This is a genomic window from Streptomyces sp. NPDC048420, assembly GCF_040651535.1.
Taxonomy (GTDB): Bacteria; Actinomycetota; Actinomycetes; order Streptomycetales; family Streptomycetaceae; genus Streptomyces.
Genome location: NZ_JBEZKG010000003.1, coordinates 53,915 through 69,045, shown reverse-complemented (window position 1 = coordinate 69,045; position 15,131 = coordinate 53,915). Strand labels below are relative to the sequence as shown.

At 71.0% G+C, this 15,131-nt stretch carries 11 protein-coding genes; 7 read left to right on the top strand and 4 right to left on the bottom strand.

The window, feature by feature from the left end; translation table 11 throughout:
• Positions 1 to 83: 83 nt before the first annotated feature.
• The 3 genes from AB0D34_RS05410 to AB0D34_RS05400 all read right to left on the bottom strand — a co-directional run bounded on the left by AB0D34_RS05410 (position 84) and on the right by AB0D34_RS05400 (position 4,591).
• Positions 84 to 1,937, bottom strand: coding sequence for a glycoside hydrolase (locus AB0D34_RS05410; protein ID WP_362656788.1), 1,854 nt, complete (start codon positions 1,935 to 1,937; stop codon positions 84 to 86).
• 36 nt (positions 1,938 to 1,973) lie between these two features.
• Positions 1,974 to 3,221, bottom strand: a complete 1,248-nt coding sequence (locus tag AB0D34_RS05405; RefSeq protein WP_362656785.1) for an ROK family transcriptional regulator — start codon at positions 3,219 to 3,221, stop codon at positions 1,974 to 1,976.
• Between the two features lie 116 nt (positions 3,222 to 3,337).
• Positions 3,338 to 4,591, bottom strand: coding sequence for an FAD-binding protein (locus AB0D34_RS05400; RefSeq protein ID WP_362656782.1), 1,254 nt, complete (start codon positions 4,589 to 4,591; stop codon positions 3,338 to 3,340).
• A gap of 96 nt (positions 4,592 to 4,687) precedes the next feature.
• Here AB0D34_RS05400 and AB0D34_RS05395 point away from each other — a divergent pair, with 96 nt between their 5' ends.
• From AB0D34_RS05395 to AB0D34_RS05385, 3 genes are read left to right on the top strand one after another with little or no spacing between them, the layout of a single operon-like run.
• A complete protein-coding gene (locus AB0D34_RS05395) occupies positions 4,688 to 5,695 on the top strand; it encodes a hydroxyacid dehydrogenase (RefSeq protein ID WP_362656779.1) in 1,008 nt (335 codons plus the stop codon).
• 22 nt (positions 5,696 to 5,717) lie between these two features.
• Positions 5,718 to 6,392: a pyridoxamine 5'-phosphate oxidase family protein gene (locus AB0D34_RS05390; RefSeq protein WP_362656776.1), complete on the top strand. Its 675-nt coding sequence runs from the start codon at positions 5,718 to 5,720 to the stop codon at positions 6,390 to 6,392.
• 59 nt (positions 6,393 to 6,451) lie between these two features.
• Positions 6,452 to 7,774 carry a radical SAM protein gene (locus AB0D34_RS05385; protein WP_362656773.1) on the top strand — a complete coding sequence of 441 codons (1,323 nt, stop codon included), beginning with the start codon at positions 6,452 to 6,454 and terminating at the stop codon, positions 7,772 to 7,774.
• An 18-nt stretch (positions 7,775 to 7,792) separates the two neighbouring features.
• Here AB0D34_RS05385 and AB0D34_RS05380 read toward each other — a convergent pair whose 3' ends face one another.
• A complete protein-coding gene (locus AB0D34_RS05380) occupies positions 7,793 to 8,320 on the bottom strand; it encodes a hypothetical protein (protein WP_362656770.1) in 528 nt (175 codons plus the stop codon).
• 287 nt (positions 8,321 to 8,607) lie between these two features.
• Here AB0D34_RS05380 and AB0D34_RS05375 point away from each other — a divergent pair, with 287 nt between their 5' ends.
• The 4 genes from AB0D34_RS05375 to AB0D34_RS05360 all read left to right on the top strand — a co-directional run bounded on the left by AB0D34_RS05375 (position 8,608) and on the right by AB0D34_RS05360 (position 15,099).
• On the top strand, positions 8,608 to 10,089 hold the full coding sequence (locus AB0D34_RS05375) for a cellulose binding domain-containing protein (protein WP_362656767.1): 1,482 nt from the start codon (positions 8,608 to 8,610) through the stop codon (positions 10,087 to 10,089).
• A 99-nt stretch (positions 10,090 to 10,188) separates the two neighbouring features.
• The gene (locus AB0D34_RS05370; RefSeq protein WP_362656764.1) at positions 10,189 to 11,895 is read left to right on the top strand and encodes an ABC transporter ATP-binding protein; all 1,707 of its coding nucleotides are present in this window, start codon (positions 10,189 to 10,191) and stop codon (positions 11,893 to 11,895) included.
• On the top strand, positions 11,892 to 13,913 hold the full coding sequence (locus AB0D34_RS05365; protein WP_362656761.1) for an ABC transporter ATP-binding protein: 2,022 nt from the start codon (positions 11,892 to 11,894) through the stop codon (positions 13,911 to 13,913). Before AB0D34_RS05370 ends, AB0D34_RS05365 begins: the two co-directional genes overlap by 4 nt.
• A gap of 118 nt (positions 13,914 to 14,031) precedes the next feature.
• On the top strand, positions 14,032 to 15,099 hold the full coding sequence (locus AB0D34_RS05360) for an iron-siderophore ABC transporter substrate-binding protein (protein WP_362656758.1): 1,068 nt from the start codon (positions 14,032 to 14,034) through the stop codon (positions 15,097 to 15,099).
• Positions 15,100 to 15,131: the final 32 nt, after the last annotated feature.

The following is a 15,131-nucleotide window of genomic DNA, read 5'->3' as shown; positions in this document are numbered from 1 at the left end:
CGAAGCGTTGTGCGACGTTCGGGATACCGGACGCCTCGGGTCGCGGGCCGCCGCACCAGCGGCCCGCAACCCCCTTGCAGGTGTTACGTGGTACTGCTCGACCAGGCCTGGTTGGTCCCGCCGTTGCAGGTCCACAGGCCGACCTTGCTGCCGTCGGCCGTCGCCTGTCCGCCGACGTCCAGGCACTTGCCGGACGCTTCGCTGACGACTTGGCCGTTGGCGTTCAGCAGCCATTGCTGACTGCCGTCACGGGTGGGCTCAGGGCTCGTGGTGAGACCCGAACTCCCCGCCGTCAGATAGCCGTTCACGCCCTTCAGACGGCCCTTCGCGTCGTACGACCACACCTGCTCGGTTCCTCCCGTGCAGCTGGTGATCGCCGCGCCGGAGGCGTCCGCGGTCAGGCACTTGCCGGACTGCTTGCCCGCCAGCGCGCCCGTGACCGCCGAAGGCGCGGAGTGGCCCTCCTGGTCCAGGACGTACGTCGTGATGGACCGGGCGGGCAGAGACGCGGAGACCGCGCCCTGACGGACCGCCGGCTTGGTCACGTTCGCCCAGCTCTCGGTCGCCGAGGTCCGCACCGCCTTGCTCGCGCGAACCGGTGTCCTGCTGTTGAAGTGCAGGTCCAGCGCGGTGTCGGTGGTGTTGTGGTTGTTGACCACGACGACCCACTTGCCGTGGTCGTCGTACGTCGACACCTCTACGCCGGCCGGCACGCCGGTCACGTTGTGCGCGACCGAGCCCGGCCGGACGAACTTGCTGTACTGGCCGAGCGCGTAGTAGCGCTTGGTGTAGTACAGGGTCTGGTTGCCGTTGGTGGCGTAGTTCGGGTCGTAGTAGATCAGGCCGTCGTTCCAGCCCTCGGAGTTCTTCGCGAGGGGGTCGGAGCCGATCATCTCCGACAGGGCGACCCACCACTGGAACGCCGAGTCGTGCGCGGTCGCGAAGTCCTTGTAGATGATCCGGGAGAGGTTCAGACCACCGTCGATCGTGGGGTCGTACTCCTGCGCCCAGCCCGTGCCGCCGTTGCCGAAGCAGCAGATCTCCGTGGACCAGGACTGCTTGCCGACCGACTTCGACGTCTCGTAGATCTTCGCCCGCTGGTCGTCGCCCGGGTTGTTGTACGTGTGGTGGGCGAGCTTGTCGACGTACTGGGCGGTGTCCGGCTGCGAGATCCACTGCGGGACCTCGGTGTTGAAGTTCACCGTGCTGCTGGACTCGTCCGCGATGATGCCCGTCCTCTGGTGCCGGGCCTGCTGCTCGGCGCCCAACGCCCGCACGATGTCGTCGCGTTGGTCGACCGGCACCAGCATGCCTTCCTGGCCGCAGCTGTCGAAGCTGTTGGTCGGCTCGTTGAAGGGGCTGATGTAGTCGAACCGGACACCCTGCTTGGCGAAGTGGGCGGTGACGTCCGCGACGTACTTCGCGAAGTCCTGGGTGTTCTCCGCCTTCAGGTAGCCGCCGCAGCTCTTGGCGTTGGTCTTCCACTGCGCGGGCGCGCTGTTGACGAAGGCGATGAGGTCCTTCACGCCGTACTTGGCGGCCGCGTACAGGAACGTACGACCGGCCTTGTCCTTGCTCCAGTCGTACGACCCGTCGTCGGTCAGGAAGTCCTCGGGGGCGCGCGGCGCGTAGGTCACGCCGGTGCCGCCACCGCCGATGTTGTAGCGGTAACTGCTCAGCGCCAGGCCGTCCTTGGAGAACAGCAGCTTGGCGACCTTCGCCTGGACCTTCGGGTCGAAGTTCTTCAGGTCATTGACCCACCAGGCGCCCGAGGCGCCGATGTTGTCGATGGTCTGGGCGGCGTGCGGGGACACCTCGGCCACCGTGGGGGTGGCGGCCGAGGCGGGCGGGGCGGATATCAGGGGTCCCGCGACAGCGAACGCGGCTGCGGCTGTCAGCAGGGCTGATCTCCTGCGGTGGTGGTGAGACACGTGCATCCCTTCCGTCGTCATGAAGGTGGTGCGGTACGGCTCCTAGCGGGGGTTGTGCGTCTTCGTCCTTGCCGGGGTGGTGCGCTTTGTTGCGGACCTCTGCCCGACCGACTGGAGCGCCCCTTCGAGTGCGAACGTCGCCGCGCCCAGGCACGCCGGGTCCGTCGGGATCGGGGAGAGGACGATCTCGGTGGCGGCCATCGGCCGGGGCAGCGCGTGCCGGGCGACGGCCTCGCGCACCTCCGCGACCAGGGGCTCGCCGAGGGCGGCCGCGACCCAGCTGCTGAGCACGACCACCTCGGGGTTGAACAGGTTGACCAGGTGCGCGATGGAGGCGCCGAGGTAGCGGGAGGTGTGCCGGACGACCTCGACCGCCACCGGGTCCCCGGTGAGCATCCCCCGGGCCAGCGCGGTGATCGTCGCCGTCTGGTCGCCCGGGTGCAGGAGCTCGCTGTCGGGGCTCAGCTCCCGCAGGTTCAGCATGATCCCGGGCGCGCCGACGTACGTCTCCACACAGCCGTGGTTGCCGCAGCGGCACAGGCGTCCGTCCAGGACGATCGTGTTGTGGCCCCATTCGCCGGCGCTGTTGGAGACACCGCGGTGCAGCGCGCCGCCCAGGACGAGCCCGGCGCCCACACCGGTGCCGAGGGTGACCACCACCGCGTTCCCGCGCCCACGCGCGGCCCCGAACCACAGTTCGGCCACGGCGACGGCCCGCAGCGGGTTGTCCAGGTAGAGCGGGTAGGCGATGTACTCGGAGAGCAGGTCGAGAAGCGGCACGTCGTGCCAGTCCCAGTTGGGGGCGTACTCCGAGATGCCGGTCGCGCGGTCCACCTGGCCCGGGACGCTCACGCCGACGCCGAGCACCCGGGCGCCCTCGATCCCGGCCTGCGCGACCACCGAGCCGACGGCGGCGGCGACATGGCCGACCACCTGCTCGGGGAGGCTCTCGCCGGGGCGGACGTCCTCCTCGGCGCGGGCCAGGACGTTCAGCGCCAGGTCGAACAGCTCGACATGGACGTACGTCTCCGCGATGTCGACCCCGATCAACGCGCCCCCCGACGCGTTGACGGCCACGAGTCCCCGGGGCCGGCCGCCGGCCGACTCCTCGAACCCGACCTCCGTGATCATGCGGAGGTCGAGCAGCTCGCCCACGAGCGTGGCGACGGTGGCCAGGCTCAGCCCGGTGGCCGCCGCCAGCTCCTGCCGGGAAGTGGGCGACTCGGCGATGATCTGGCGCAACACCTCGTAGCGGTTCGCGGTGCGGATGTCGCGTGATGTGCGCTTCATCGGTGCCGACCCCCATCCCTTCAGCTCATGCCGGGACGTCAGTGGCACCGGCGCGGCGCAAGGCTATGGGCAGCGGGGGACTTTGTACAAGGGGTTAGGAAAGGGGTTTTATGAAGTCAGTCGGCGAGTACGCTCCGGACGAACGCGTTGGCGAATTTTGCCTCGGGGTCCAGCTCACGCGCCAGCTTCCGGAAGTCACCGAGCCGCGGGTAGCGCTCGCGCAGCACCTCCGTGGGCGTGGTGAAGACCTTCCCCCAGTGCGGCCGCGCGTCGAAGGGGTCCAGCGCCTCCTCCAGCCGGCGCACCGCCGGAAGCACGGCCGCCGTGTCCTCGATCCAGGTGAAGTGCAGCGCCACGGTGTCCCGTCCGTAGGCGGGGCTCAGCCACTGCTCGTCGGCGGTCATGGTCCGCACCTCGCAGATCTGGAGCACCCCGGCGACCGTCTCCCGGACCGCGTCCACCGCGTGCAGCGCCTCGACGGCGTACTCGCGCGGCAGTAGGTACTCCGACTGCAACTCCGCCCCGCTGCTCGGCGTGAACTCGGCCCGGAAATGGGGGAGTCGGTCATGCCAAGGCCCCGCCACCCCGAACTGCTCGGTGCAGTTGACCGCGGGCATCCCCGGCACCGGGTGCAGCTTCTCGGTGGCGGGCGTGGCCCACGGGAAGTCGGCGAGCGGCTGGTCCGTCCGCCGCTTGACCCACACCTGCCTGAAGCCCGGCTCGCGCCAGTCGGTGAACAGGCTGACGCTGTACGCCGCCGACATGATCGCCTCGAAGGACGTCAAGTCCAGCCCGGCGAGGGGGAGTTCGGTGAAGACGTACTGTTCCACGTCGAAGGACGGGACGAGGTCCAGGGTGAGCGCGGTGACGACACCCAGGGCGCCCAGTGAGGTGACCGCGCCGCCGAACCGGGGGTCGCCCCGGCCGATCGTCAGCGCGGAACCGTCCGCCGTGATCAGCTCCACCTCCCGTACGACCGACGCCAGCGTGCCGTTGCCGACCCCCGAGCCGTGGGTGCCGGTCGCGACCGAGCCGGCCACCGAAATGTGCGGCAGCGAAGCCATGTTGGGCAGTGCGAGGCCGTGGGCGTACACCGCGCGGGCGAGTTCGGCGTAGCGGACGCCGCCCGAGACCCGTACCGTACGGGCTTCGCTGTCCACGTCGATCACCGGCGGCAGGTCCGCGATCGACAGCAGGACACCCTCGGCGCCCGGCTCGGCGATCTCGTTGAAGGAGTGCCCGCTGCCCAGCACCCGCACCCGCGCGCTGTCGGCGACCAGGGCTGCGACCCCGTCGAGCGAGTACGGGCGTTGCAGTTCCTTGGCGGAGTAGGTGATGTTCCCCGCCCAGTTGGTGATCTTCTCGGACATGTCCGTCGTTCCTTCCGGGGTGCACGTATGCGTTGACCCTCTCATTTCCTGACACATAACGTAGAGAGCGTTTTCTGCAACTCTGGAGGGTCCCCCTTGACCGAGCGACCCCGGGCGCTGTTCGCCATGACCGCCGAGAACGTGCCGCTCGTCTTCCCGCCCGAGGTACTGGCCCGCCTCCGGGCCGTCGTGGACATCGATCCCGCGGTCGTGGCCGAGGACCTCACCGACCCGCGGCTCGCGGACGTCCTGGCCCGCACCGAGATCCTCGTGACCGGCTGGGGCTGCCCCCGCCTGGACGCGGCCGTCCTCGACGCGGCCCCGAAACTCCGGGCCGTCCTGCACTCGGCCGGCTCGGTCAAGGGCTTCGCCACCCCGGAGGTCTGGCGGCGCGGCATCGCCGTCTCCTCGGCCGCCGAGGCCAACGCCCTGCCCGTCGCCGAGTACACGCTCGCCATGATCCTGCTCGCCGGCAAGGACGTCTTCGTGCGCCGGGAGCGGATGCGGACCGAGCGGGCGTACCCCGGCTGGGGGATCGTGCCGGGCCTGGGCAACCACGGTCGGCGGGTCGGGGTGATCGGGGCGTCACGGATCGGGCGCAAGGTGATCGAGCTGCTGCGGCCGTTCGACCTGGCGGTGACCCTGACCGACCCGTACGTCGACGAGGCGGGGGCCTTGGAGCTGGGCGTCCCCCTGGCGGAGTTGGACGATCTCCTGCGCACCTCCGAGATCGTGACGGTCCATGCTCCGGAGACCCCCGAGACCCGGCACCTGATCGGCCGCCGTGAGCTGGCCCTGATGCCGGACGGGGCGGTCCTGATCAACACCGCCCGCGGGAGCCTCGTCGACACCGACGCCCTGGTCGAGGAGCTGCGCACCGGGCGGCTCAGCGCGATCCTCGATGTGACCGACCCCGAGCCCCTGCCCGCCGACTCGCCCCTCCACGACCTCCCGAACGCCTTCGTCACCCCGCACCTCGCGGGATCGCAGGGCAACGAGCTGGCCCGGCTGGGGCTGGCCGTCGTGGGGGAGGCGGAGCGGGTGGCGGCCGGGGAAACGGTGGTGCATCAGGTGGCGTTCGCGGCGCTGGCGCACGGGGCCTGACCTGGGGGTAGCCTCCCTGGACATGACGCCCGAACCCGTCCCCGCCGTCCTGCCCGAGACCGACCTCACCCGTCATCGCCGGCTCCGCGAGCAGGGCAGCCGCGACCGGGCGGACCTGGAGGCGATCCTCGACGCGGGCTTCGTGTGTCATCTCGGGGTCGTGGTCGAGGGGCGGCCGGTGGTCGTGCCGACGGTGTACGGCAGGGACGAACGCCTGCTCTATCTGCACGGCTCGGTGGCCAGCCGCAGTCTCGTGGGCGGTACGCCCGTCTGTGTCACCGTCACCCACGTCGACGGACTGGTGCTCGCCCGGTCCGTCTTCGAGCACGGAGTCAACTACCGCAGCGCCATGATCCACGGCACGACCCGCAAGGTGACCGACCCGGCGGAGAAACTGGCGGGACTGCGCCGGCTCACCGAACACGCGACCCCCGGGCAGTGGTCGTACGCCAGGCAGCCGAGCCGCAAGGAACTCGCCGCCACCACCCTGCTGGCCCTGCCCCTCGACGAGGCCTCCGTCAAGATCCGCACCGGCGCGCCCGACGACGGGGACGGCCCCGACGCCGAGCTGGGGCTGTGGGCCGGTGTGCTGCCGCTCACATCGGTGTGGGGCGCGCCCGTGCCCGACCCGATACTGCCTCCGAAAACACCCGTACCGCCCCATATCGGCCGCCGTGCGGGGACCCGGCACGGGTGATGTCCGAGCGAGGGCATACCGTGAGGAGTCGTACGTCCGAACCGGGAGGAGACAACGGGATGGGCAGCCGTACCGCGCTGGTCGAGGATCTGATGGAGCGGTTCCCGCAGGTTCCGCGGGAAGCCGTCTTCAAGGAGGACCTGCTGCGCGGTGGCGTGGCCTTCGACCCGTCCGCCCTCAGCGACAACGAGTCCGGTGAGGTGAAGCCGAAGTCGTACTTCATCTTCTCCTTCGACCACGGCACCCTGCCCGAGCTCGGCGAGGCCGCGCTGCGCCGCCCACCGGAGGAGATCATCCTCACCGGCGGACCGTACGACCTGCGCAGGACCGTCGTCTCGGTGCGGGTGAACCCGGCCTCGCCGTACCGCGTCGCCGCCGACGACGAGGGCGTCCTCGGGCTCTACCTCGACGGGAAGCGGATCTCCGACGTGGGCGTGCCGCCGATGCCGGAGTACTACCGGCACAAGCTCTCCAACGGGAAGTCCGTGATGGAGGTCGCCCCCACCATCCAGTGGGGCTACCTGATCTATCTGACCGTCTTCCGGGTCTGCCAGTACTTCGGCGCCAAGGAGGAGTGCCAGTACTGCGACATCAACCACAACTGGCGCCAGCACAAGGCGGCCGGGCGGCCGTACACCGGGGTCAAGGACGTGGACGAGGTCCTCGAAGCCCTGGAGATCATCGACCGGTACGACACCGCGAAGACGTCCACGGCCTACACGCTCACCGGCGGCGCGATCACCTCGAAGCTCCAGGGCCGTGACGAGGCCGACTTCTACGGTCTCTACGCCAAGGCCATCGAGGAGCACTTCCCGGGCCGCTGGATCGGCAAGGTCGTCGCGCAGGCGCTGCCGAAGGACGACGTGCAGCGGTTCAAGGACTACGGCGTGCAGATCTACCACCCCAACTACGAGGTGTGGGACGAATACCTCTTCAAGATGTACTGCCCGGGCAAGGAGCGGTACGTCGGCCGGGACGAGTGGCACAAGCGGATCCTGGACTCGGCCGAGGTGTTCGGGGCGCGCAACGTGATCCCCAACTTCGTGGCGGGCGTGGAGATGGCCGAGCCGTTCGGCTTCAAGACGGTCGACGAGGCCATCGCGTCCACGACGGAGGGGCTGCGCTTCTTCATGTCGAACGGAATCACGCCCCGCTTCACGACCTGGTGCCCCGAGCCGACCACCCCGCTCGGCAAGGCCAACCCGCAGGGCGCGCCGCTGGAGTACCACATCCGGCTGCTCCAGGCCTATCGCCAGACCATGGAGGACTTCGGGCTGTCCTCCCCGCCCGGATACGGCCCACCCGGACCCGGCCGCGCGGTGTTCTCGGTGAGCTCCTTCATGGACAGCCTTCCGGCGGCTCCGGAACCGGTGCAGGTCTGACGGCTGTCGCGCAGGGCGTCACCCGACGTCGAGCGCCGCGAGAAGCGCGGTGACCCGGCGGCCCGGAAGGAAGGTCCACTTCGGGATCGCGGCCAGCTTGGCGACGACCGTGGCCATCCAGTCCGGGTCGCCGAGCAGGCGGACCGCCTTCGCCTCGGAGACCTTCCGGAACAGGTCGCTCAGCAGGTACAGCTGCATGTAGTCGTAGGGGCGCTCGTGGTGGGTGTAGACGACTGACCAGCCCTCGTACGGATGCCGGACGTAGGCCCCGACGGTGCACGCCTTGGGTCCGGCCTCCATGTGGCTGCCGCCCAGTGCGTTGAGGACGCCCATGGTGCGGGTGGTGTGCCAGGTCCGGGTGGAGCCGGACACTCCCACGCTGACGACCCTGGCCCACGGGACCGCCGAGACCGGCTCGGACGCTTCGCGCTCGTGGTGCTCCATGCCGTCCCGCGTGAGCACCACGCACGAGCCCTCGTCGCGTTTCGGGTCGCCGATGACCCAGCGGTCCCCGACCAGTTCCAGCGGTCCCAGGAGCTGCGACATGATCCCCCTCCGGTCGTGCGTCATCTCGGCCTGCCGGACTCAATTCTCTGTGACGGCTGGTTCCTGTGAGGCTGGATTGATACGTTCCCGCTTCCGGTCCGTATAAGAGGGTGTAACTCCGTGCGGTGATGATGCCGTGGGTACTGGACCGAACCCTCGGTAACCGATTTGAATAGCCTGCTTGTCAGTTGTGTGGGAGACGTGAAAGGCTCCTGTCCTGCCGCGAGGTTCCCCCCAACTCCTTTGCCAGTATGGCGAGTTGACCTCGCTTTGGATGCAGGAGACCCATGCCCGACCTGCCGACCCCCCAGGACGCCACCGAGGCCGCTCTGTTCTCCGAGTGCTGGGATGCCGTGCTGTCGTACGCCGATCTGTGCACGGCCGGCTCCACCGCCGCCACCGAACTGGCCACGGAGGCCTTCTCCCTCGGGATGCGCGAGGTCCGAGAAGCGGAGGCGACCGTCCGCGGCGCCGGCCGGCGTCCGGTCCGACTGCCCCGAATACCCCTGCTGCTGACCGCCGTTCGCACCACGGCGGCGGACTGGGAGACGCGGGGTCTGGGCCACCGGCTCGACCCCGACCTGCGGCTGTGGCTCAACTCCGACAAGGCCTTGCGCTACACCGGCCCGCCGCTCCAGCGCCCGATCGCGCTGCGCGGACTGCGCGACCTCCAGGCGGCGGACGCCGAACTGCTGTGGCTGGCCGAGGTGGAGGCGCTGCCGCTGCCCGTGCTGGCCCGTCGGCTCGGCCTCGACCCGGCCACCGTGGGCGACGAACTCGCCCAGGTGCGTGGCCTGTTCAGGGACCGCAGTCACCGCAACCATCTCGACTCGCCGATGGACGCACAGTGCCGCAGCTACGCCCGGCTGCTGGACGCGGTCACCCGGTCCACCGCGGGTGAGACCCCGGGCGACCTCTCCCGGCACCTCGCGCGCTGCCAGCAGTGCGCGGAGGCGGCCGCCTGTCTGAGGCTGCACGGCGGTGGGCTGCCCGCGGCCCTCGCCGGTGGGGTCATCGGCTGGGGTGGACTCGCCTATCTGGAGCGCCGCCGCCGGGCGGCCGAGGTGCGGCTCGGTGCCGGGCGTCCGGCGGCCCTGGAGGGCGGGCCGCCCGACCCCGGCGCGAACAAGGCGAAGGTCGTGCGCAGCGGACTGCTCGTCGCGGCCGTCCTCGTCTCCCTGCTCGCCCTCGCCGTCTCGATGATGCCGGGCGACGACATGGACAACGGCGCCCAGGGGCCCGGCGCCGGCACCACCACCGCGGAGGGGCTGCCGGTGGCCAACCCCAGCTCGTCGATCCCCGCCGCCACCTCTCGGGCGCCCGGTTCCGCGAAGCCCTCGCAGGCCGCCGGCGCGAACCCGTCCGAGTCCACGGGGGCGAAGAACTCCGACCCGGAACCCCAGGGCACCTCCTCCGCGGGCGCCGAGGAACCGGAGCCGAGCGCGAGCCCCGCGCCGTCATGCCTGGTCGAGTACAGCCTCGTCAACCAGTGGCCCGACGGCTTCCAGGCCGCCGTCACCGTCACCACCACCGAGGCCCTCAGCGACTGGAAGGTCACCTGGTCCTTCAAGGACGGCCAGAAGGTGACGCAGATGTGGGACGGGAGCTTCACCCAGAGCGGCGCGAAAGTCACCGCGACCGCCGCCGACTACAACAAGTCGGTCCCCGCGGATGGTTCGCTCTCCCTCGGCTTCCTCGCCTCCTGGCAGGGCAGGAACGCGCCGGCGTACGACTTCTCGCTCAACGGACACGCCTGCGCCAAGTCCTGACTTGGCGTGAACTCTGGCCCTCCGCTTCGAATTTGGTTAGCCTTGCCTAAGTTTCCCCTGTGGGGGTCTGAGCGCTGCTGATCCGGTCCGGGGGGATGGGTGACAGAAGCAAGCCTGCCCGGGCGAGGCGTCCTGTGGGGCGCGGTCGCCGGCCAACGCCGGGACGTCGTGCTCGGTTCGCTCCTCGGCATGGGGCACCAGGCGGGCGAGGCCCTGGTGCCGGTCGTCATCGGCCTGGCCGTCGAACGGGGCGTGGTCGACGGCGACGCCGGCGGACTGCTGCTCTGGCTCGGCGTCCTGGCCGTCGTCTACGTCGGTCTCTCCTTCAGCTGGCGTGGCAGCGCCCGCGCCGGTGAACGCGCCTCCGTCGTCGCCGCGCACCACCTCAGAGCCCGGTTGGTGGCCCGCCTCCTCGCGCCCGAAGGCGGCGCCGAGGAGGGCCGGTTGCACGGAGAGCTGGCCAACACCGCCACCGAGGACGCCCGTCGGGTCGGTGCCGTCGCCATGGCGGTCATCGTCGCCGTCGCCTCCGCCGCGGGCCTCGTCGTCGCCGCGGTGGCGCTGCTGCGGATGTCGTTGCCGCTCGGGCTGGTCGTCCTGCTCGGCACTCCGCTGCTGCTGTGGCTGGGGCACCTGCTGAGCAAGCCCCTGGAGCAACGCAGCGCCACCGAGCAGGAACGTGCGGCGCGGGCCTCGGGGGTCGCGGCCGACCTCGTGGCCGGACTGCGGGTCCTCAAGGGTCTCGGAGCGGAGTCGGCGGCCACCGCGCGCTACCGGGCCACAAGTCGCTCGTCCCTGACCGCGACACTGCGCGCCGCCCGCGCCGAGGCCTGGCAGAACGGCCTCCTGACCGTCCTCACCGGCGTGTTCCTCGCCCTGGTCGCCCTCGTCGGCGGCCGCCTCGCCGCCCACGGCGACATCGGCCTCGGCCAACTCGTGTCCTCCGTCGCACTGGCCCTGTACGTCATCGGCCCGCTCTCCGAATTCTCCTGGGTGAACGCGGAGTTGGCGCAGGGACGGGCGTCGGCGGCGCGGATCGCGGAGATCCTGGAGACTTCGCCTGAAGTGGTGGCTGGTGCGGAGCCGCTCGGAGGTCGCATCGAGGGACGGCTGCGGTTGCTCGGTCTCTCCTACGGTCCCCTCCGCGCCGTCGACCTCGACATCGCCCCCGGTGAGACGGTCGGCGTCGTCACCACCGATCCCGGTGCCGCGTCGGCGCTCCTCCACTGCCTGAGCCGTCGGGTCGACCCGGACGAGGGGGTGGTGGAACTGGACGGGGTGCCGTTGCCGAGGCTGAGCCTCGACGAAGTTCGCGGGGCCGTCCTGGTCGCCGAACACGACACGGACCTGTTCGAAGGGACGGTCCTGGAGAACATCACCGCGGCGGCGGCCTCCGGAACAGCGTCCGCCGTCGCCGTCACCGCCGCGATCACCGCCTCCGGCACCGACGAAGTGCTGCGGGCCCTTCCGGACGGCGCGCACAGCCCTGTCACCGCGCGCGGCCGCTCCCTCTCCGGAGGTCAGCGGCAACGGGTCGCGCTGGCACGGGCGTTGGCCGCCGACGCACCTGTGCTTGTCCTGCACGAGCCGACCACGGCCGTCGACAGTGTCACCGAGGTACGGACAGCTGCCGGGATCACGGACCTGCGCAGGACGCGCACCACGCTCCTGGTGACCAACAGCCCGGCCCTGCTCGCGGTGACCGACCGGGTCGTCCTCCTCGACGGCGGCCGACTCGCCGCACAGGGCCACCACGACCGCCTCGTCCACGAGCACCCGACCTACCGCGCGGCGGTCCTCACATGACGGACACCCACGACGACGGCCGCGACGACGACCGCCCCGCGCCCGACGCCCACCCTGCCTCCATCAGGCCGGAGCTCCGGCCCCATCCTGCCTCGACCGGCCGGGCCCCTCAGCACGGCCCCGACGACACCGCGGAGGCTGAGTCCTGCCCCGACGGCGATGCTCCGGGCCTCTTGGGCGGTCCCGGCGACACCGCCTCGGGAAACGAGCTCCACCCCGGCCGCGATGCCCCAGCCTCCCAACCCGCCCCCGCCCCCGCCCCCGCCCCCACTGCCCAGCCCCCTCACCTCCTCCCCACAGCCACCCCGCCCCGCACCCGTGCCGCGGTGGCCGAACTCCTGCGCCCCCACCGGGTACTGGCCCTCACCGCCTTCGCCGTCATGGTCGGTGCCACAGCCGTGAGTCTGCTCGTGCAGCCGCTGCTCGGGCGGATCGTCGACCTGGCCGCCGAGCGCGGATCCGTGGACGCCATCACCGCCACCGCGGCCCTCCTCGTGGCCGTCGCCGTCGCCCAGGGGCTCACCACCGGACTCGGGCTCTCCCTGATCTCCCGGCTCGGCGAGACGACCCTGGCCCGGCTGCGGGAGCGGTTCGTAGAGCGGGCCCTCGGGCTCCCACTGGAGCGGGTCGAGAAGGCCGGTGCCGGTGACCTGACCGCTCGGGTCACCGCCGACGTGTCCCTCATCGCCGACGCGGTCCGAAGTGCCCTTCCCGAACTGGCCCGTTCGCTCCTGACCATCGTCCTCACCCTGGGCGCACTCGCGCTGCTGGACTGGCGGTTCCTGCTCGCCGCCCTGCTGGCCGTACCGGTACAGGTGCTCACCGCCCGCTGGTACGTGGCCCGGGCCGTGCCGCTCTACGCCGACCAGCGTGTGGCCGCCGGTGCCCAGCAGCAGCAACTGCTCGACACCATCGGCGGCACCGCCACGATCCGGGCGTTCCGGCTGGAGCGCGAGCACACCGAGCGGGTCACCGAACGCTCCTGGTCCGTCGTCGAGTTGACCCTGCGCGGACTCCGGCTGGTTCTCGGCTTCTACAGCCGCCTGCACATTGCCGAGTACCTCGGCCTCGCCGCCGTACTGACCACCGGCTACTGGCTGGTCCGCCAGGGCTCGGCGTCCATCGGCACGGCGACCGCCGCCGCCCTGTACTTCCACAGCCTCTTCGGCCCGGTCAACGCGGCCCTCGCCCTCCTCGACGACGCCCAGTCGGCCACCGCGAGCCTCGCCCGCCTCGTCGGCGTCACCGACCAACCGGCGCCCGCACAGGGGCAGTTCGTGGCACGCAGTGCAACGGAAGTCACCGTTCGTGGCCTGAGCCACGCCTACCGGCCCGGCCATCCCGTCCTGCACGACCTCGACCTGACGATCCGGCACGGCGAGCGAGTCGCCCTGGTCGGCGCCAGCGGGGCCGGCAAGACGACCCTGGCCCGTCTGATCGCCGGCATCCAGGAGCCCACCTCGGGCACCGTCCTGGTCGGCGGTCTGCCCCCGGACGGCAACTCGGGCGCCATCGCCCTGATCACCCAGGAGACCCACGTCTTCGCGGGCCCCCTCGCCGACGACCTGCGCCTGGCCCGCCCGGACGCCACCGACGACGAACTGCGCGCCGCGCTCGACACCGTGGAGGCCCTCAGCTGGGCCGAGGCCCTGCCCGACGGACTCGACACGGTCGTAGGGGACGGCGGGCACCGCCTCGACGGAGCCCGCACACAGTCCCTCGCCCTCGCCCGGCTGATCCTGGCCGACCCCGCCCTCGTCGTCCTCGACGAGGCCACCGCCGAAGCGGGGAGCGCGGGCGCCCGCGCGCTGGAGAAGGCGGTCGCCCGGGCCGTGGACGGCCGCACCGCACTGATCGTCGCCCACCGCCTCAGCCAGGCGGCGGTCGCCGACCGGATCGTCGTCATGGACGGCGGCCGGATCGTCGAGTCCGGTACCCACGACGAACTCCGGGCCGCCGGGGGCCCCTACGCAACCCTCTGGGAGGCGTGGTCGGACACCCGGGGCGACGGCCCGTGACCCCCGCTCTCGCACGCACCTCCGTACCTCCGAAGCACGCACCTCCGTACCTCCGAACCACGCACCTCCGAACCTCCGAACCACGCACCTCCGTACCCCGAATCCCGAAGGACCGCCGATGTTCCGCTCCCGCAGAGCCGCCCGTCACACCGCGGCGCTCGCCTCCACCCTTCTGCTCCTCGCCGCCGCCACGGCCTGCGGCGACGACTCGGACTCCGACAGCTCGAACGCCGGCGCGGAGACGAGCTCCTCCGGAGACTCCGCCTTCCCGGTCACCATCGCCCACAAGTGGGGCAGTACGACCGTCAAGACCGAGCCGAAGCGGATCGTCACCGTCGGCCTCACCGACCAGGACTCCGTCCTCGCCCTCGGCAAGGTCCCCGTCGGCACCACGGAGTGGCTCGGCGGCTACAAGGGCGCCATCGGCCCCTGGGCCGCGGACAAGCTCGGCTCGGCCGCCGCCCCGACCGTCCTCAAGGACACCGGCACCGGCCCGCAGATCGAGAAGATCGCCGCGCTCAGGCCCGACCTGATCCTCGCGGTGTACGGCGGACTCACCAAGGAGCAGTACGAGTCGCTGTCCAAGTTCGCCCCCGTGGTCGCCCAGCCCAAGGAGTACAACGACTACGGCGTCCCGTGGCAGCAGCAGACCGAGATCATCGGCACGGCCCTCGGCGAGTCCGAGGAGGCCACGAAGGTGGTCAAGGAGACCCAGGACCAGATCCAGGCGGCCGTCACCCAACACCCGGAGTTCAAGGGCGAGTCGGCGGTGATGGCGACGCCGTACGAGGGCATCTTCGTCTTCGGCAGCCAGGACCCGCGCTCGCACCTGCTGACCGACCTCGGCTTCACCCTGCCCAAGGACCTCGACAAGGTCATCGGCGACCAGTTCGGCGCCAACATCAGCAAGGAGCGCACCGACCTGCTCGACCAGGACGCCCTCGTCTGGCAGGTCGGCGACGTCACCAAGGACGCCGACAAGCTGCACAAGGACGCCTCCTACAAGGACCTGAACGTCGTCAAGCAGGGCCGCGAGGTCTACGTCCCCGAGACCAGCGACTACGGCAACGCCCTGTCGATGAGCGACGTGCTCAGCCTCCGGTACGTCATCGAGCGCCTGGTGCCGCAGCTGTCGGCGGCGGTCGACGGCAAGGCGGACACGAAGGTGGAGCAGCCGGCGTCCTGAACCGTGCCGTGGGAAAGGGGGCCGGTGGCAAC